The following is a 19,026-nucleotide window of genomic DNA, read 5'->3' as shown; positions in this document are numbered from 1 at the left end:
TCGGCCGGTGGGTTGCCGCGCACCCGTTTTTCCCGCGTCCGTCGTAACGCCGCCCGGGGAATGTCGTGAGGATCAGCGAGTCGCTGCACGGGGTCGCGGACATCCTCGAGCGGTCCATCCACGAGGGACGAATCCTCGGCGGTCATCTGTACGTCAGCCATCGCGACGACATCCTGGCCGACGTCGGATTCGGCGACGTGGTGCCAGGTATTCGGTCACGAGCCGAGGATGTCTGCGAGATGCTGTGCGCGACGAAGCCGCTGACTGCGGTGTGTGTCGTCCGTGCGGCGGAGGACGGTCTGCTCAGCCTTGACGATACGTTGGCCAGGTGGGCGCCGGCTGGGGCGGCCCCCAAGGTCGCTGCCATTTCAGTTCGCGAACTGCTCACGCATTCGAGTCGACTGCCCAATTATCTCGGGCCGCAGGTGTATGACCTTTCGTTCGACGACTACCTCGCCGCTGTATTCAAGTCCCAGTTCCCGGACGGCTTCTGGGAGGCGCACTCCGTCTACAATATCGCTCAGGGTTGGCACCTGCTCGGCTGGGTGTTGCAGCAGGTGTATTCCCTCCCGCTGACCGACGTTGTAGCGGAGACGGTTCTCAAGCCACTCGACTTGACGAGAACATACCTTCTTGACCCCGGTGAGCCGGCCAAGCCATTCCATCGCCGTTCGGTGGAGGGCGAATGGGTCGCCATCCAGAATGCGGATGAGGTCGCACGCGCCACACGGCTCAACCCCGCGTACGGCGGATCGGCGACACTCGGTGATCTCGGACGCCTCTATGAGCACCTCGGGGGATGTCTGTCCCATGACGGGATTCTGCGTACCACGACGATGCGCCAGATGATCACAGACCACGGCGGCCTCCGGTTCTGGCATGGCGACGAGAGGCGTCCTTTCGGCTTGGGATTCTATCTGTCGGGTGGCGCTGGCGGGCTCGGAACCGCCTGGGATCCCGGCAGCTTCGGACATCCAGGAACGATATCTTCTCGTTGCGTCGTGGCCGGATTGTGCGATCCCTTGTCGAATACCGTCGTCGCCTTTCGAGTATCCAGCGTGGGCACCGCGAACAATGATTTGTTCGGGAAGGTTGGTCGGGCCATCCGCGCAAACCTGCAACTTCCCCTGGCCGAGTTATGAGGTTGGTGCCTGCAATGGCTGAAACTCACGTGAAGCACTGGCGAAGGCGCACCGTGCAAGAGTCTCCCACGGCGGTGTCGCGCCCAGCGGTGGTGGAACGGCCGGACGCGAAAGGGGGGATGCAGTTGGAGGCAGCCCGCTCGCGTGATTCATTGATTGGACCGCAGATGTGACAGCCCTGCCCGGGATTGGGCGCGTCGTCTGCACATAACGCCGTTCGAGTCGGAGCCCGTTCAGGATCCACAGAGGGAGTGACCGTGCAGCAACCGGCACCAGCGGACCGGTGGCCGATCGAAGACCTGGTCGGCGCCTACGGGATCGCCGCCAAGCCGCGGTCACTGGACACGCGAGGCTGGCTGCCTCCCGATGTGTCCGTCTACATCTGCTCGATCGGGGACGTCGGGTGGTTACGGGGTGCCTCTGTGCCGGAGTTCAGCGACGGCGCAGGCCGCACGTACCGGGATCCTGAGCTGGCGCGGCGGATCGCGATATGTGAGGCGGTCGAACGCTACGCGGGCCTGTACTCGCGGCCGGCACCGATCATCACCGCGACCGCGCGGGAACTCGGCAGCCGCGCCCTGTCGCTCGACGAGGTCGCTCGCTGCTCGGCAGCTGAGTTGCGCCGGCCGGACTGCCCGGTGGTCCTGCCGGATCCGGATGCGGTGATCCGCTGGACCGAAGCCGTCGAGCTGACCAACGAGGAGCATCGGCTGATCCCGTTGATGATGGCGCGGATGTGCCCACCGGTGATGCCTGCTGAACGGTTCTGGTTGTCCATGTCCACGGGCTGCGCGATCCACCGCACCCCCGCGCAGGCGCTGCTGGGCGGCCTGTACGAGGTGATCGAACGGGACAGCATCTCGGTGGCCTGGCTGCGGCGGCTTCCGCTGCCGAGGCTGGATCCCGCAGCGGTCTCCACCGATGTGGCGGAGATCGTGTCCTGGTTCCGCGACCGTCACATCACGGTGCACCTGTTCGACGCGACGACCGACGTTGCCGTTCCGTCGGTGCTGTGTGTCGTCGAGTCGCCGAACGACCGGCGGGTGTCCCAGGTGATGGGCGCCGCGGCCGGGTTCGACGTACCCGGTACCGCGTTGAAGGCGGTCCTGGAGGCGACGGTTCTGATCGCCCCACTGTCGGGGCGGATCCGCATCCCGCGCCGGTACCGCGACTTCGCCGATCCGATGGCCGGTGCCGCGAACATGGCCAGGGCGTCACGTCGGCGGGCGTTCTCGTTCCTGCTCGACGGTGCCGGAGAACGGGACACGAGCATTCCGCCGGGTCGCCAGGTCGGGTCGCCGGAGGCGGAGTTGGCGCAGGTGCTCAATGTGCTTCGTCAGCGAGGTATGACGGCGTACGCCACCGACGTGACGCCGCCCGAGGTGGCCGCGGCCGGGTACACGGTGGTGCAGGTGCAGGTACCGGCCCTGCAGCCGGCGTCGCTTGCACCGCAGATGCAGTACCGCGGCCACAACCGGCTCAGGCATCCGCACCCGGCCACCGGACGCGTGCCACGTCAACGTGACCTCAATCGATGGCCACTGCCGATCTCCTGACCCGATCGACCGCGAGAGCGAGTGACACCTGTGATGACGCACCGGAGGGCGGTGGACACGTCCACCTCGGCGTACCTTGCCGTGAGCGGGGCCTTCGCCGACGCGTTGGCCATGAGGCTCGTACCCGCGCTGGGCAGAAGCGGGTATGCCGTGTCCGTGGCGCCTGCTGCTGCCGCCGGCCCGGACGTCGACCACGGCGCGGATTCGGCGCCCACTGGCCCATCGGTCGGCATCCTCGTGGCGGATCATGACGACCCGGCTCCCTCGGGTTTCCGGGCACGCTGGCACCGCAGCGGGAGGCCGTTGCTCGAGGTTGCGCAGAAGCACCCGGACATCCGGATCGGGCCATGGGACATCCCCGGTACGTCGGCGTGTGGCCACTGCTTCCGTATGCGGGCCCGCCAGCACGGCACCGCGACGCCATCACATGAGCCTCCGGTCGGGGCGTTACCCGCCGTCAGCGTCGACGGCTTCCCGCCCTATGTCCTCGCCATTGTGGTGGCGCTTGTGATCAGCGGCCTGGAGCGCCTGGCGACCGATCCAGTGGTACCTCGGAACGAGGTCACCATGGTCGACACCGCACTGCTCACCGTCCGTACCCTGCCCGTTGTTCCGGTCAACGGATGCCCGCACTGCGCCACCCCGGCCCCGCCTGGTCCGTCGCTGCTCACCTGGTCGGCCGGAGCGTCGCGATGACACGGAATCCCCGGTACGTGGAAGGACTTGGGCTCCGGCCGCACGCGGCCGGCATCGACGTCGTAGGCGGCCCCGCGACCCTGCGACTGAAGCGGCCGACCAGGCAGGCCGAGATCCTGGGTGTGGTCGACCTGATCCGCAGCGGTCATTCGCTCGACGAGGCGGCGGTGATCCTCGGCCAACCCGTCGAAGCGATCGATGCGTGGGTCGCGCCGCTGGTCCGGACGGGGGTGCTGACGCACGCGGCCCCCACGAACACCGGTGCCTCCCGACAGATGGTCCGCTACCTCGAACGCACACTCGGCGTGCAGGCCGCAGCAACAGCACTGCACCGCCTGGCGGAAGCCACGGTCTGCCTCCACGGCGACGCTGGGTTTCGCCGCGCCATGGCCGCATTGTTGAAGGACTGCGGTGTCACGACCCTCGACGATCTTCCTCCCGACGTGAGCGGTCGAGTGCTGCTCGTCCGGGGCGGCCCGACCCCACCGGACGACGGAGTGGGCAGCGTGGTGCCGACGTTGTTCGTCACACCGACAAGCAACGGAATGCTTGTGGGGCCGCTGTGCAACGTGCCCGGCGGGCGGTGTTCGCACTGCTGTCGTCCGTGCCGCGCGGGCGACATCGAGTCATCGGCAGGCGTGAGCGATGCCGCGTCGTTCGAGGTGGGTCTCGCCGTCGCCGCCGGTGAGGTGGTCCGGTGGCTGGCCGGCATGGGGTACTGCCGCACCAGCGGCGGCGCAATCGAGGTACGCGGCGGCGGCACTGACCAGACCTTCAAGGCGATCTTCCGGGATCCGACCTGCACCCAGTGCGGGATCCCAGACGGGTTGCCGGCGGACGCGGTCGGGGCATACCAGACGCTCCAGACCGTCGACGTGCCGGTGAAGGAGAACTGGTCTCCGCCGCTGCGGGCTGTGCAGGCGTCCAGTGCGAACAGCACCATCAATGTCTACTCAGTGCCGTCGCTCACCCTTCGCATCCCGGAGCGAACCGGAGCCTTTGGCGTCGTCACCGACGTGTTCGCACCACTGTCGGTGGCTCGGAGCGGATGGCTGTCGGTGGCTGGTGCCGATCTGCTCAACGTCTTCCTGTGTCACCGCGACGACTCAGGTGCCTACGCCGCGTACCTGCTGGATCGGCGGCGAGGCATGGTGCGGCCGATCCCGACCGCGACGTTGCCGCAGCGCTTCCCGCTGCCGGACGGTCGGTTGACCGTCATCGTCGCGGCCACGCTCAACAGAGCCGAGATGATCTTCGGCAGCAGGGCGTTCCTGACCGTGCACCAGGACACCGGATACGCCCTCGGCACCCTGCGGAGCGCACTGGCAGGACATGGTTTCAGCGTTCGGTCGCGCCTGGAACGATCGCTGCCGGGCGATGTGATGCACGCGTTCGGGCTCGACCCCGGCCGGGACCGTGTCACCGCCGTCGTCGACGTGCCGTTACGGCCGGACCTGCCGGTGCCGCGCCCATCCCGACGTGCACGGCGTACCCGTCGCGCGGTAGACCTGGCAGACCTGGCCGCCATGCTCGCGACCGGTACCGGCGACGGGGGCGAGGTGCTCGTCCGCTGGCGGGGCACCGGCGGCATTGATGCCGAGTGCTACCGGTGGTCTGACGGCCGATTGGATGCCGCTCGTCTGGCCGGTACCGAGGTCGATGACGCATTACGTGAGCGCGGCCTGGATCTCGACGCGCTTGTCGTCTTCACCACCGACATCGGTCGCACGCTCGCCGAACAGGGACGGGCCGGCATTGACACCTGCGTGATGGCTCAGGCCCGAGCCGCGCAGGAACTGCACCGTACGGCCCGCGAGCGCGGGTTCGACGCGATGGTCTTCGCGGACCTGCCGTCCACCGCGCTGGTACCAGACGGCAGGGGGTGGCGAAGCGCGTACCGAAGCTTCGCCGCCGTGGGGATAGCAGCCCCCGGCTCGCTCGGCGATGCAGCAGGCTCGGCGGTGCTCTGGTGACCGACAGTTGGCAGGACCACCTCGTCATCCGGCCGCAGTACCCGCTGGGCGCCTCGGCGCGGTCGGACGACACGGTGACCTTCGCATTGAAGCGCTCGACAGTGACGATGAAACGCCTCGACGTCGGCGTGCGTGCAGCGCTCCTTGCGCTGGACACGGGCAGCGCCACAGGTTGGATCTCAATCGGGGACCTGGTACGCGCGGCTCGCGGCCCGTATTCCGAGGCCGACATCGATCGGCTCGTTCTGGAGGTCGGCCGACTGTATGCCCGCGGCGCACTCGCCGTCGCGGTCCACGATGCCGGCCAGATCGTGTGCGAACTTGTCTCGAACAGCAGCCTGGGCGGCTTCGGCCTCGAGCTGCATGACTCGGCGACGCGCTATCGCCTCTCCCGGTTCGCCATCATTCGCCGCATGGACCGTGAACTGTGGGCGGAGAGCCTGGTGGCCTCGGCCTGCCTCCGGATCCACTCAGCCGAACTCGGCGCGGTCATCACGGCGCTGCACGAGCCGGCCGAGGAGACGGACGTGGTCGGCTCCGTCTGGCCGAAAGCCGCGTCGGTCCTTCGGGCCTGCCTCCGGTTGATGGCGGCAGGCGGCATCATCGCCCCGGTCGATGAGGACGGGTTGTTGCCCGAGGACCGCGAGCCGGCGCTGGCGACACGAGATCCGCACGACGTTCTCCTCCACAATCACAGTCGACGTGGGCTCAGCCCGCTGCCGGTGGGTGCGACCTTCCGACACGCGAGCGTGGTCCCGCCGCTTCCCGCGTTGCGTCCGCCATGGCCAGGCGAGCGGATCCCGCTACCGCGTCCGGACCCGCACCGGCTGGCTCGTACCGACATGCCCGTGTCGGTGGCGATGGAGCGGCGCACCTCCAGTCGGGAGTGGGCCGACCAGCCGCTGAATGTCGAGGACCTGGGCGAGTTGCTCTACCGGGTCTTCCGAGTCCGTCACCTGGTAGCCCGCGATCCTGCCGATCCACACAGCTACGAAGTGTCGATGCGACCGCTGCCCAGCGCGGGGGCTGCACACGATCTCGAGGTGTACGTCGCCGCCGGGCGGGTCACCCAGGTTGGACGAGGCCTCTTCCATTTCGACCCGTTGCAGCACACCTTGACGGAAGTGACGACCGACCCGCAGACGCTGTCCATGATTCTCGGGTCGGCGCAGCACAGCGCCGCCGCCACCGCGGAACCGCCTGTGGTTCTCGTCCTCGCGTCCCGGTTCGCTCGATTGAGTTGGAAGTACGAAGGCATGGCCTACGCGGCGACGCTGAAGAACGTCGGCGTCGCCTACAACGCCCTGTACCTGGCGACGACCGCCATGGGTCTCGCCGGATGTGCACTCGGCACCGGAGATGCGATCGCCTTCGCGACCGCCACCGGCATCAAGCCGTACGTCGAATCGCCCGTCGGCGAGTTCATGATCGGACCGGTGAGAATCTGATGCGACGGCACCTGACCGACCATCGCCCGCCCCGCGTGAGACGTGCATCAGGAGAGGCGATCGGCCTGTCGAACGTTCTCGGTGTGACGCCGATGGCGATCGACCTGTTCGAGGCGAAGGCCGTCCGGGAGCTCGATCAGCTCTTCGCGTGGTACCGCTCGACGAGAGGACCGCGGTAGATGTGCGGGATCGCCGGATGGGTGAGTTACCGAAGCGACCTGACGGCCGAGCGCGACACGTTGCTTGCGATGACCCGCACCCTTGCCGCCCGCGGCCCGGACGGTGAGGGCCTGTGGGCCGACACGCACGTGGCACTCGGGCATCGCCGGCTCGCCGTCATCGACCCCGACGGTGGGGCGCAGCCGATGTCGGCGATGTCCAACGGCCGCACCGTCGCGGTGGCAACCTACAACGGCGAGATCTACAACTACCGGGAGCTGCGTCACGAGCTGGAGCTCGCCGGGCACACGTTCGACACCCGCAGCGACACCGAGGTGATGCTGCACGCCTACCTGCAGTGGGACGTCGACTTCGTCAGCCGGCTCAACGGCATGTACGCGATCGCCATCTGGGACGCCCGCACCGAAGAGCTGCTCCTGGTACGCGATCGACTGGGCGTCAAGCCGTTGTACTACGCCCCGCTTCCCGGAGGCGTCCTGTTCGGATCGGAACCGAAGGCGATCCTGGCCCACCGGGAGTTCTCCGCGCGAGTCACCCCGGAGGGCCTCGCCGGGCTTCTGACGAACCTGCGCAGCCCCGGATACGCGCCGCTGCGTGGACTGCGCGAGGTACGGCCGGGCCACCTCGTGAAGGTGTCCCGTTCAGGCTGCACCGAGCGCCGGTACTGGGGGTTGGACGCACACGACCATTCCGATGACCTCGGCACGACGGTCAGCACGGTCCGCAGCCTGCTCGAAGACATCGTCGACCGCCAGGTGGTCGCCGATGTCCCATTGTGTACGTTGCTGTCCGGAGGGCTCGACTCCAGCGCCATCACCGCCTTGGCGGCCAGAACACTTGACACGCCGGTCCGCTCGTACGCGCTGGACTTCACCGCGCCGGCCGGGTTCGTGCCCGATCCGGTCCGGACGAGTGCTGACGCGCCGATCGCCGCACTGATGGCCGGACACCTCGGCGCGCAGCACAGCACTGTCGAGTTGAGCGCCGAACAACTGGCTGCCCAGGAGGTCTTCGACGCCGTCCTGCGGGCCCGCGACCTGCCTGCCTGGGGCGACCTCGACAACTCGCTCTACCTGCTGCTCGACCGGGTTCGTCAGGGGGCCACAGTCGCGTTGTCCGGTGAGGCCGCCGACGAACTCTTCGGCGGATACCTGTGGTTCCACACCCCTGAGGCGATTGGGGCCGACACCTTCCCGTGGTTCGCGCGGCTCATCGACTGGACGCCGCAGCGCGGAGGTTCTGTGCTCGACCCGACCTTCATGTGGGGGGTCGTGCTCCCCACCATCAGACAGCAGTACGAGGAGGCCCTCGCGGAGGTGCCCCGGCTGTCGTCCGACAGCCCGGCGGAGCGTCGGATGCGCGAGGTGTCGTCCATGTTCCTGACCCGCATGCTGCCGGAGATGCTCGATCGCAAGGACAGGATCAGCATGGCGGTCGGCGTGGAGGTGCGGGTGCCGTTCTGCGACCACCGACTCGTCGACTACGTGTTCAATGCGCCGTGGGCGCTGAAGACCCATGATGGGCGGGAGAAGAGCCTGCTGCGCTCCGCAGTGGCCGATCTGCTGCCAGACGTGGTGGCGCAGCGGGTGAAGGTCCCGTATCCGGCGACGCAGGATCCCGGGTACGAGCGCGCGATCCGGCGTCGGTTCGCCGCCATCGTCGCTGACCGGAACGCCCCGGTACGCCCGCTGCTCGACCTGGCAGCGGCACGCGAAGCCCTCACCCGCCCGGTAGGACAGGCAAGTATGCAGCACGAGCGGCTCGAGTTGGAGCGGATCGTGACCATGAACGACTGGCTCAGCCGATATGGGCCCGAGCTGATCTGATTCCCGCTCGTTCAACCCCGTCAGAACGGAGGTTACTGTCACTGTGAACTCACCTGTGGAAGAGCTCAAGGCGTGCGTCGACGGTACGCATCGCGTCCGCCAGCCGGACGAGACGCTGCGCTGGATCGAGCCCATGTTCGCCGAGGTCGGCATCACCCGGCTCGCTGACGTCACCTGGCTGGACGAGATCGGGATCCCGGTCTACCAGGCGATCCGGCCGGACTCGCGATCCCTGTGTGTCTCCCAGGGCAAGGGACTGACTCCCGACCTGGCGAAGGTGTCTGCGGCCATGGAGTCGATCGAGCTCTGGCATGCCGAGCAGATGCCGGCCGGACACCGTACCGCCTCACCGCGCCAGCTCGCTGGCGAGATCGGCTACCAGGTCGATGAGCTCAATCTCGGGTACAAGAGCACCGTCAACCAGGACTGCACGCTGGAGTGGTCGTCCGCGACAGTCATCCGCACCGGAGTGTCGACCTGGCTGCCGACCGAGTTGCTGAACATGGACGGCGTCGTCGGCGATCGATGGATCGTGCCGCGTTTCGACACCACCACGAACGGCCTGGCAAGTGGAAACAATCTCACCGAGGCCCTGCTGCACGGACTGTACGAGGTGATTGAGCGGGACGCCCTCGCGCGTCGGCACACCGAGCCGCAGCCCTTGCAGGTTGTCGACCTCGACACGGTGACCGGACCGGCTGTCTCGCTGCTGGACACCATGAGCCGAGCCGGCGTGTCCGTGTCCGTCACGGTCGTGCCGAGCCCGGTGGGGCTGCCGGTGTTTCGGGCCCGGATCTGGAGCGACAATCTGCTGCTGCCGTTCGGCGGCACCGGCTGTCATCTCGACCGCGATGTTGCCTTGTGCCGAGCTCTGACCGAGGCGGCGCAATCGCGTGCAACTGTCATCGCCGGCGCTCGGGACGACATCAAGCCCTTGGACTATGCCCGGGCCGCCAAGGCTGGCCGGGAGCGACCCGCAGAGTTTGACACACCCACCGACGGCCTCGACTACACCCGGATCGGTACGGTCCGGGAACCGAACCTCGCCACGGACCTGCGGATCACCGCCGACCGCGTGGTGGCGGCCACGAGTCGAGAGCCGATGTACGTCAATCACACGCGCCCCGACCTGGGAGTGCCGGTCGTGCACGTTGTCTGTCCTGGTCTGAGGTACGACGTTCTCTCTCATTGAGGTGCTGTATGCGTTACCTGTTCATCGGACCGAGCCTGCCGGACGTTCGTGATCATCTTGACGGCACCGTTCAGGTGCTGCCGCCCATCGCCGCCGGTGACCTGTTCCGGGTGCCGCTCACCGCGGACGACGTAGTGGGGATCGTCGACGGCTATTTCCACCACACCGCCGCAGTGCGCCACAAGGAGATCTTCGCTGCGCTCGCGGAGGGTGTCCGCGTCATGGGCGCGAGCAGCATGGGTGCATTGCGGGCCGCGGAGATGTACCCGTACGGCATGGAAGGCATCGGCGAGGTCTACGCCGACTACCGCTCCGGCCGCCTCGTCGGCGACGACGAGGTGGCGCTGCTCCACGGCCCTGCCGAGGCGGGCTACCCGGCGTTCTCGCAACCGCTGGTGAACCTCCGTGCCACGATCGCGGCAGCCGTCCGCGACGGGATCATCGAGCAGGTCCACGCCGACGACCTGGCCGACGCGCTGGCCGCGATGCCCTATGCCCGGCGCCATTATCGAACGCTCGTCGAGCTGGCCGAAGCATTGGATCTCCCCGCCGGTCAGGCACAGAAGATCGGGCGGTACTGCCAGACCAACACGGTGGACGTCAAGAGACTGGACGCCCTACGGCTGCTGGAGCGGTTGGCAGCTGACGACCCTCCGGTGGACCCGCCGCGGCCCGCCCTGCACCGCACGTCGTTCACCGCGAATCTGGAGTTGGCGTCGCGTGGTGAGTCACCCGACGGCACCCTGCCGATGCTGAGGGCCGTCTCGCTCGTCAACATCTGTCAGTTGTTCGCCCACGACTATCCGGAGTTCCACCGCGACCTGGTCTATCGGTTCATCGCGCAGGAGTGCGCGCTCGGATGCGCCGTCCACCGCGCCGAGCTGAGCCCAGCGCAGATCGCCGTCGAGCACGGGCGGCACCGCGGGTACTACTCCGATCGGCCGGACCAGGGCGACTTCACGTTTCTCGCGCGTTGGACGACCGAAGCCGAGCGTGCGACGAGATCCACGGAGGAACTCCTCGCCATCTTCGTCCCCAGGGCGTTCCGCGTGAAGCCCGGCATCGCCCACAAGACGGGCGCTATCACGGTGCTGCGAGACACCACGGCCTGGACCCGCGCCGTCCGGATCGCCCGGGCGACCTCGCAGATCGAAGCTCGACTCCGGATCGCCAACCGGGACAGCGCCACCCTCGCCCCCGAGCGGGTGGCGGGGTGGTTCGCCCGGCACTGGAAGGTCGACCCGGACGACGTGGAAATCGCCGCGCTGGACCGTGGCTTCGAGTCGATGAACGCCTTCCTCGGCGTTGCCAAGAGCTACTACCTGCTCACGAAAGTCAGTCCGGCGCTTGTCGATTTCACAGTTGGTAACGGAGGGGAATAACCGTGCGCATCCTCATGATCACGCATGCCTATCCGCCGACCTTCGGTGGCACCGAGAGTCATGTGTGGGACATCTGCCACCAGTTGTCGTCCCGCGGTCACCAGGTGCTCGTCCTGGCCGGTGGTGAGGATGTGCCGACGCTCGGATCGGTGCCCGTCCACCGGCACCTGGCTCTGTCCGCTCGGTCGATCCTGCGGGCCAGGGAGAACCTGCCGGGCAACGCCCCACCCGACACCCGCCTGCTCGCGGAGATCCGGTCATGCCTGGCAGGGGAGTTCGCCGACTTCAAGCCCGACATCGTCCATGTCCACAACGCGCATCACTTCGGACCCGAGCTGGCCCGCGCCTGTCTGGACCTTGCCGAGGTGCCGGTCGTGAACGGCGTGCACGACCGGGTCGGGGAGTACCTGTACCCGGAGGTGCTCGACTGGCCGTGGGCGCTCGTGGTGTTCGTCAGCGGTCACCTGCGGGACGCCCTCCCGACCGGACGCCCGGCGGTCACCCGCTGGCTCGGTATCGACATGGACAGCTTCCGGCCGAACGGGCCGCGCGACGAGCGCCTTGAGCAGCTTGAACGGCCGGTCATCTTCCATCCGGCGCGCCTGCTGCGGTGGAAGGGCGTGGAATGCGGAGTGCGGGCGTTCGCCAGGTTGCACAATGATTTCGGCGGCACACTTGTGCTCTGCGCCTCCGAGGACATCGTTGACGACCCGCAGGACGTAGCCGCGTTTCGGCGGGAACTGGTGACCATCGCCGAGGACCTGGGAGTAGCGCAGGCGGTCCGCTTCACAAGCTTCGATCGGCAGCGCATCGCCGACGCGTACCGGGCGGCCGATCTGATCTGGTACCCGACTATCGACGCGGAGCCGCTCGGCCTGGTGCCGCTGGAAGCGATGGCGTGCGGCATACCGCTTGTGGTCTCCCGGTCGGGCGGGATGCAGGAGACGGTGGTCGACGGCGAGACCGGACTGATGGTGCCCCCCGGTGACCCGGATGCGCTGGAGTCCGCCGCCAGACGCGTTCTGTCGGATCCCTCCCTGCGGGCGGCGCTCGTGCGGCAAGGACTGCTCCGCGCAGCACGCTTCGACAACACGGCATACGTTGACTGGCTGGAGCGGACGTACCTGATGACTGTCGAAGCGGGCACCGAGCGGGAGCGGTAGGCAGCGGTGGCTGTCGACCGCACCATCCACCACGACCTAGACCAGGGGGCTCCGGCATGACAGACGATCCACACCGCTGTGTGGACCAGCGTGACGTGGACGCGATCCTCGACGAGTTTCTTCGGTCTGTCGACGTCCCCGGTGTCGCGGTGAGCCTCTTCACCTCGAAAGGGGTGACGGCCCGGGCGGCGCGGGGAGTGAGTTCGCTGGAGAGCCCGGACATTGCCATGACGCCCAGGACGGTAGGCGTTGTGCACAGCCTGTCGAAGGTGATGACCGGGACCGCCGTCGGCGTGCTCGCAGCGAGGGGACAGGCCGACCTCGACGAACCGATCGTCCGTCACCTGCCGAACGTCGCGGGGCGCGACCGTTTCGCGGACACCACGATGCGGCATCTGCTGAGCCACTCCGCGGGCTTCGTCCGCGGACCTGTGCCGTTGCTGTCCGAGGCGACGCGACGCGACCCGCTGGAGCAGTACGTACTCGGCGCCTGTCTCGGGGCACCGCGATTCGCCGAGCCCGGTGAGGTCTTCGGGTACAGCGAACTTGGCATCGTGGTCGCGGGTTACGTCCTCCAGCGCATCGTGCGGAAACCGTTCGTTCAAGCGATGCGCGAGCTGTTGTTCGAGCCGGCCGGCATGCACCGCACCACGCTGGATCCGTTCGTCGCCATGACGTTTCCGCTGTGCCAGCAGCACGTCAGGACGTCCTCGGGTAACCTGGTCGTACGCCGCAGATTTGACGCCAACCTCATGACGGCGCCCAGTGCCGGAGTGTTCAGCTGCGCCGAGGACCTCGCTCGTCTCGGCGTCGTCCACCTGCGCGGTGACCGGGGCAACCGTGGCCGGCCCCTGCTCACCGCCACCGCCGCCGGGCACCTGCACGAGCCGTGCGTTGATGTGGGTCTGGACATCGAGCGTGGCTACGGTGTCGCCATAGCGTCCGGCCCCCGGTACGGCGACGTGCTGAGTGTCGGCCATGAAGGCCACTACGACGGCAACTGGAGCAAGCTGCAGCTGATACCCGACCTCGGAATCGGAGCAGCGTGGCTGGACAACCGCGGTGAGGATCCGACGTTGCGGCCGCGAAGGCAGGAGTGCTTCGACCAACTCCTTCATCTGCTCGGCGCGGGCGAGCGGTCCTGGCAGCGCGACGAGGAAATAACCGGTACGTCGGACTCCGCCGATGTGGACCCGGCCGCCGTGGCGGGCACCTACGGCCGGCTGGCAGGCCGGGCGCTGACGATCACCGCCGAACCGAACGGGTTGCGCGCCACCGACGGCGTCACAAGCGTGGAGTACGCGCACCTTGGCGGCCGTCTGTACGTCGCATCCCCTGCTGCGACCGGCGCACTCAAACACATCCCGTGGGCGCCCGACCCGGACTCCACCCGATCTGCGTTGTCCGTCGTGGGGCCCGCACGGACACCGACCCATGTCCTCCTGAACGGACTACCGTATCCGCGGTTGCGATAGCGCTGACGACGCTCCTGGGAGCTGTACCGACTTGGTCGGCTCATGCTCGGCTCAGGTTGGCCCGCTGCGCCGTCCAGCTCGGCGGCCACGAGGTGCCACACGGTCCGGCCGCGGCGACCGTGTCACTCGTCTCCGCTGCGGCCGAATGAGCGGCGGTAGCCGGCCGGCGTGGTGTTCACCAGGGTTCGGAATCGCCGGCGGAGGTTGGCTGCCGAGGACAGTCCGACTCTGGTCGCGATCGTCTCGACAGTGAGGTCCGTTTCCTCAAGCATCGCTCGCGCCGCCGTGATGCGCCGGTGAAGTAACCATTGTCCGGGTCCGACGCCGAGCTGTTCGGTGAATCGGCGGGCGAGGGTGCGTGGGGAGACGTTCGCCCTGGCGGCGAGGTCGCTGACACTGAGCGGCTCGTGCAGCCTCTCCGCGGCCCAGTCGAGAACCGGTGCCAACGATGCCGGCGCATGTACGGGCGAGGGCGCGGCGGCGTACTGCAGCTGACCGCCCTCACGATGCGGCGGCATAACCATGTGTCTGGCGACCTGGGCGGCATGGGCGGCACCGTGGTCCCGGCGTACCAGATGCAGGCAGAGGTCGATCCCGGCAGCCGTGCCCGCGCTTGTCGCGACATCGCCAAGGTCGATGTACAGGATGTCGGTGTCGACCTCGACGTCCGGGAAGCGGGCGCTGAATTCGGCGGCCATCCGCCAGTGCGTGGTGGCCCTACGCTGATCGAGCAGCCCGGTCTCCGCGAGCAGGAAAGCACCGGAACAGATCGCGACAAGGCGCGCGCCGCGCCCGTGTGCCCGCCGCAGCGCGTCAACGACGGTCGGTGGGGCTGGTTGCTGGCGGCCTTGCCAGCCGGGGAGCACCACCGTGTCGGCCGTGTCGAGTGCCTGCAGCCCCCGGGTGACCGCCATCTCGTACCCGGCGATGGTCGGCACATTGCCTGGTTGCTCGGCACACACCTCGAACTGGTAGTGCATGGGCAGTCCTGGCCGCTGTACGCCGAACACCTCGGCGGCGCAGGCAAGCTCGAACGTGGCCTGCGGCGGTAGGACGAGAGCGACGACCCGGTGAACCACCATGGCAGGAAAGTACCCGATGATGTCAATCCTGACAATTGGCGGTGAGAGAGGGCACCACGAGCATTACCCGCATGGCAAACGAGAACGGTGATGTACAGATTCTGCAGGTCGACGAGGTTGACCCTGTCGAGGTCGTGCCCGGCATCGTCCGACGACGCCTTCCCGCGACCGAGTGGGCACGGGGCTGGTTGTACGACTTCGCTCCGGGAGCCGAGTGGCCGGAGGTGGATGTCCACGAGGGCGAGGAGCGCTACTACGTGGTGTCGGGCGAGTTCATCGACTGCGGTCGTCGCTTGGGTCCGGGCAGCTACGTTGTGTTCGCGCCAGGTAGCCGGCACCGTCCGCGCACCGAGACCGGTGCGCGCATGATCGGCATCAGTATCCCTACCCTGTAGGAACGTGTCGCAGCGCGATCACCAGAACGGTGAGGTCCCGGTCGGAGCGGCTCGCGATTGCGACCCGTGTCGAGCGGAAGCGACGGTGAAGCACGCCTGTCGTCAGGCTGAAGGCGGGTCAGGTTAGCGTCGCTCGCCGCCGCCAGCCTGACGACGGCGATTACCACAACGTACGATTGGACCAGAAATGGCTGGTTATGCCATCGCCCACCTCAGGACGCCGACTGCGAACGACGAGGTGTTCGAGTACCTCGAGCGGATTCAGGCGACGCTGGACCCCTTCAACGGCCGATTCCTGGTGCACGGCGGGGCGCTCGACGTCCTCGAAGGAACGTGGCCAGGTGCGGTTGTTGTCATCGAGTTTCCCGACACCGACAGTGCTCACTCGTGGTACGACTCGGCCGCGTACCAGGCGATCCTGCCGTTGCGCACCGGCAACATCGAGGCTGATGCGGTGATCGTCGCGGGTGTGGGGCCAGCCTACGACGCGTCCTCGACGGCTGCCGCCATGCGTGCCCAGATCAACGGCGCAAGCTGACACCAGATCGGCATCAGCATCCTCACCCGTGGACTTCGGTAGAAGTCGGCCGCAGGCCACCGACTGATGTCGGCGGGGGATTTGAACGCGGCACAGCAGTAGCCAACAGACCGAGCACCTAGGCTTCGAGTGTGATGTCCGGCGAGTATGGATTGAAGCGTCACTTCACCGGCGAGGCGGCCCGGCTCCTCGGCGGGCAGATCCGAACCGTTCTGCCGACGTTCAATGTCGACGGCTACGCCGACGAGGTTGACCGGCGAATCCCAGGTAAGGAACTCAAGGATCGGGTCTTGGTCCTGGCCGAGGGGCTGCGCAGCCGGCTGCCCGCCCGGTACGTCGACGCGGTCGAGGTGCTGGTGTCGATCCTCGGTGATGAGCTTGGTGAGGGCGAAGGCATGTTCAACACAAGTTGGTACCTCATGCCGGTAGCCCGGTTCGTCGAGGAGTACGGCCTGGACGATCCGGACGCATCGTTGGATGCCTTGACGGAGATTACGAAGCGTCACACGGGCGAGTACGCGATCCGCCCCTTCATCGATCAGCACTACGACACAACGATGAAACGGATCTCGGCCTGGAGCGTCGACTCAAGCCCCAACGTGCGTCGGTTGGCCAGCGAGGGCACTCGTCCCCGCCTGCCCTGGGCGCGGACACTCACCCGCTTCGTCGAGGACCCACAGCCGGTGCTGAAGATCCTGGAACCGCTGCGCAGCGATCCCTCGGAATACGTTCGCAAGTCCGTCGCCAACAACGTGAACGACATCACCAGGGACTCCCCGGCGATCGCCCTGGACACCGTGCGGCGCTGGCTCCGGGAGAGCCCCACCCCGCAGACCAACTGGATCGTCCGGCACGGATTGCGCACGCTGGTCAAGAAGGGCAACCAGGAGGCACTGACTCTTCTCGGTGCGACGGGCGGCGAGCACGTCGAGGTCGTCGCCCTGCGGTGCTCGCCCGCGTCGGTGCGGATTGGCGACAAGGTCATGCTCCGGCTCGACGTCGAGAACACCGACGACCGGCCGCACAGCGTCACGCTCGACTACGTGGTGCACCACGTCCGCAGCGGCGGGCGCAGCATCCCCAAGGTCTTCAAGCTGGCCAGAGTCGACCTGGCTGCGGGGGAGCGGCGGTCCATCGAGAAGGCCCACCCTATGCGGGAGATCGCCACCCGCCGTTACTACCCGGGCGAGCATCTCGTTGACATCCAGGTCAACGGTTTGGTCAAGGCCACCGGCAGTTTCGAGCTGCTCTGCAGCACGGGCGGTGCCGGACACCGCGACGATTGACCAGGCTGCGGACGTGGCTCAACTGTTCCACCTGCTGGTCGGCTCAGGCCGGGCGGGTCGACGTGTCCGTGGCATGGGCGGCGGCCGAGCGGGTCGATCCGCGAGAGCAGGTGGCCGCTTCGCCGGGGCATCCGCTGCCTGACGGCGATGGCGACGATACGGCGGTGCGGGCGAACATCGCCGCCCGCTACGGCGTGGCCCGCCTGCTCGTCGAGCTGCTGGCCGAGGCTTCATCGGACCCGACTCCGGCCATGACGGCGCTGCTGCACGCGCTGCGCCGGCTGGCCGAGCTGCTGCTGCGGCGGGTCTCGCAGAAGCCGCTGCAATCGGCCGAAGTGGCGGCGACGCTGGTGCCGGCGCTGTGGCGGCAGGCGGTGCCCGCCGGCCGGCGCCCGCCGACCGGGCCGGGTGAGCAGACGGATCAGGTCGGCGACGTGGTTCAAGGATCGAGTGGACGACGGGATCGAGGCAGGGTAGGACAGCGACGAGGCGCCCGGGAGGGGCTCTTTCTTGGTCGATACTTGTCCTACCAGGAGCCTCACCTCGCCCGGCTACCGGCCTCCTCCACGTTACTGACCTGCACCATCAGGTTGGAGAGGGCTCGTTGATAGGTTTCCGTAGGCCGTCGTACCCGTCTCGCTGAGGGGGATCGCCGAGTAGGCGAGGCGACCGATCTGATGGACATGCTCAGTGCCCGGAAGAAGGGCCTGGCGGTGGCCCTGGAGAACCCCTTCCCACCGCATCCCGGCGAGATCATCCTGCCGCTCGCCGCCTTCGCTGCCAGCCGGGGCGAGATGAGCCTCTGGTCGGCAATCTTCTGGACCACGCTGCCCAACATTGGGTCAGGAACGCTTTCTCCTACCGGCCGTCGATTGTTGGGATAGCGAGCCGGTCGTCGAGCGTCTGTAAAGGGTGAACGAGGAGACCTGGGGGTTGGGTGGACGAAGACGAACGGGCGCGGCTGGCTGAGTTCGTGGCGAGCCGTGCGCCGGCATTGATGCGGGTTGCCTACCTGCTGACCGGCGATCTCGGCGATGCCGAGGACCTACTCCAGTCAGCGTTGGCGAAGACGATCCCGAGGTGGGGAAGTATTCGCCACTCCGATCCGGAGGGGTACCTGCGGGCGGTTATGTACCGAGAGCAGGTCAGCTGGTGGCGGCGGTTACGTCGTCGGCGGGAGGTGCCGATCGGGACCAGCGATTCTGGGGTTAGAGATTCGAGCGCGGACGCGGATCTACGGCTGGCGTTACGGGCCGCGCTGTGGCAGTTACCGCCAAGGCAGCGAACCGTAGTGGTCCTTCGCTACTACGAGGATCTGCCAGAAGCCCGGGTCGCCTACCTATTGGGCTGCTCGGTTGGGACAGTTCGCAGCCGCACCCACCGGGCGATCACCCGCCTGCGTCAACTTCTGCCGAACATGGAACCCCTGGAGCTGCGGCGATGAGCGACCCGTTCGACCACCTACTCCGCTCCACCCTCTCTGAAATAGCCGAGGAGGCACCGACTGTGCAGGACCCATTAAGCAAGGCGGAGCGGCGGGCACGTAATCGCCGCCGGAGCACCGTGGCGGCGAGTGCGGCGGGAGTGCTGGCCGCCGTTCTGATCGGCGTTCCGTTCGCGTTTGCCGATCGTGGAAACGATAACGATCGACCGTCCCAGCCTGCGAACATCGTCCCAACGCCGAGCCCGACG

17 protein-coding genes and 1 pseudogene are annotated in these 19,026 nt (G+C 67.6%); 17 read left to right on the top strand and 1 reads right to left on the bottom strand.

Annotated features, from left to right (window positions below):
* Positions 1-65: 65 nt before the first annotated feature.
* From Van01_RS26410 to Van01_RS26365, 10 genes are all read left to right on the top strand, one after another.
* Positions 66-1,142 (top strand): serine hydrolase domain-containing protein, encoded by a 1,077-nt coding sequence (locus Van01_RS26410; RefSeq protein ID WP_204013051.1) that lies wholly within the window; start codon positions 66-68, stop codon positions 1,140-1,142.
* A 257-nt stretch (positions 1,143-1,399) separates the two neighbouring features.
* Entirely contained in the window at positions 1,400-2,698 is a 1,299-nt protein-coding gene (locus tag Van01_RS26405; protein WP_204013048.1) for a YcaO-like family protein, read from the top strand.
* Between the two features lie 303 nt (positions 2,699-3,001).
* Positions 3,002-3,394 (top strand): TOMM precursor leader peptide-binding protein, encoded by a 393-nt coding sequence (locus tag Van01_RS26400; protein ID WP_204013045.1) that lies wholly within the window; start codon positions 3,002-3,004, stop codon positions 3,392-3,394.
* Positions 3,391-5,367 (top strand): hypothetical protein, encoded by a 1,977-nt coding sequence (locus Van01_RS26395; RefSeq protein ID WP_204013043.1) that lies wholly within the window; start codon positions 3,391-3,393, stop codon positions 5,365-5,367. The genes Van01_RS26400 and Van01_RS26395 overlap by 4 nt, the downstream gene beginning before the upstream one ends.
* Entirely contained in the window at positions 5,364-6,815 is a 1,452-nt protein-coding gene (locus tag Van01_RS26390; RefSeq protein WP_204013041.1) for a SagB family peptide dehydrogenase, read from the top strand. The genes Van01_RS26395 and Van01_RS26390 overlap by 4 nt, the downstream gene beginning before the upstream one ends.
* Before the next feature lie 179 nt (positions 6,816-6,994).
* The gene (gene asnB / locus Van01_RS26385; RefSeq protein WP_204013039.1) at positions 6,995-8,821 is read left to right on the top strand and encodes an asparagine synthase (glutamine-hydrolyzing); all 1,827 of its coding nucleotides are present in this window, start codon (positions 6,995-6,997) and stop codon (positions 8,819-8,821) included.
* Positions 8,822-8,864: 43 nt separating this feature from the next.
* A complete protein-coding gene (locus Van01_RS26380) occupies positions 8,865-10,013 on the top strand; it encodes a YcaO-like family protein (RefSeq protein ID WP_204013037.1) in 1,149 nt (382 codons plus the stop codon).
* Between the two features lie 8 nt (positions 10,014-10,021).
* Positions 10,022-11,395, top strand: a complete 1,374-nt coding sequence (locus Van01_RS26375; protein ID WP_204013035.1) for a TfuA-like protein — start codon at positions 10,022-10,024, stop codon at positions 11,393-11,395.
* A gap of 2 nt (positions 11,396-11,397) precedes the next feature.
* Positions 11,398-12,558 carry a glycosyltransferase family 4 protein gene (locus tag Van01_RS26370; RefSeq protein ID WP_204013032.1) on the top strand — a complete coding sequence of 387 codons (1,161 nt, stop codon included), beginning with the start codon at positions 11,398-11,400 and terminating at the stop codon, positions 12,556-12,558.
* Positions 12,559-12,614: 56 nt separating this feature from the next.
* A complete protein-coding gene (locus Van01_RS26365; protein ID WP_204013029.1) occupies positions 12,615-14,033 on the top strand; it encodes a serine hydrolase domain-containing protein in 1,419 nt (472 codons plus the stop codon).
* 122 nt (positions 14,034-14,155) lie between these two features.
* Here the strand turns inward: Van01_RS26365 and Van01_RS26360 are convergent, their stop codons facing one another.
* Positions 14,156-15,115, bottom strand: coding sequence for a helix-turn-helix domain-containing protein (locus Van01_RS26360; RefSeq protein ID WP_204013027.1), 960 nt, complete (start codon positions 15,113-15,115; stop codon positions 14,156-14,158).
* Between the two features lie 71 nt (positions 15,116-15,186).
* Between Van01_RS26360 and Van01_RS26355 the strand changes: the two genes are divergently transcribed.
* From Van01_RS26355 to Van01_RS26325, 7 genes and pseudogenes are all read left to right on the top strand, one after another.
* Entirely contained in the window at positions 15,187-15,510 is a 324-nt protein-coding gene (locus tag Van01_RS26355; protein WP_204013025.1) for a cupin domain-containing protein, read from the top strand.
* A gap of 187 nt (positions 15,511-15,697) precedes the next feature.
* Positions 15,698-16,048, top strand: a complete 351-nt coding sequence (locus tag Van01_RS26350) for a DUF1330 domain-containing protein (protein WP_204013023.1) — start codon at positions 15,698-15,700, stop codon at positions 16,046-16,048.
* Positions 16,049-16,182: 134 nt separating this feature from the next.
* Complete coding sequence (locus tag Van01_RS26345; RefSeq protein ID WP_204013022.1) at positions 16,183-17,334, top strand: DNA alkylation repair protein; 1,152 nt, start codon at positions 16,183-16,185, stop codon at positions 17,332-17,334.
* Between the two features lie 62 nt (positions 17,335-17,396).
* On the top strand, positions 17,397-17,942 hold the full coding sequence (locus tag Van01_RS26340) for a hypothetical protein (protein WP_204013020.1): 546 nt from the start codon (positions 17,397-17,399) through the stop codon (positions 17,940-17,942).
* 69 nt (positions 17,943-18,011) lie between these two features.
* Positions 18,012-18,218 (top strand): DedA family protein, encoded by a 207-nt coding sequence (locus tag Van01_RS26335; RefSeq protein ID WP_373306294.1) that lies wholly within the window; start codon positions 18,012-18,014, stop codon positions 18,216-18,218.
* A 53-nt stretch (positions 18,219-18,271) separates the two neighbouring features.
* Complete coding sequence (locus tag Van01_RS26330; RefSeq protein ID WP_204013017.1) at positions 18,272-18,778, top strand: SigE family RNA polymerase sigma factor; 507 nt, start codon at positions 18,272-18,274, stop codon at positions 18,776-18,778.
* Positions 18,775-19,026: pseudogene (locus tag Van01_RS26325) on the top strand (hypothetical protein); the annotation flags it as partial. The gene Van01_RS26330 and the pseudogene Van01_RS26325, both read left to right, overlap by 4 nt.

The organism is Micromonospora andamanensis, assembly GCF_016863495.1.
Classification (GTDB): Bacteria; Actinomycetota; Actinomycetes; order Mycobacteriales; family Micromonosporaceae; genus Micromonospora; species Micromonospora andamanensis.
The sequence above is the reverse complement of the archived record's forward strand: the minus strand, read 5'-3'. Positions and strand labels throughout refer to the sequence as shown.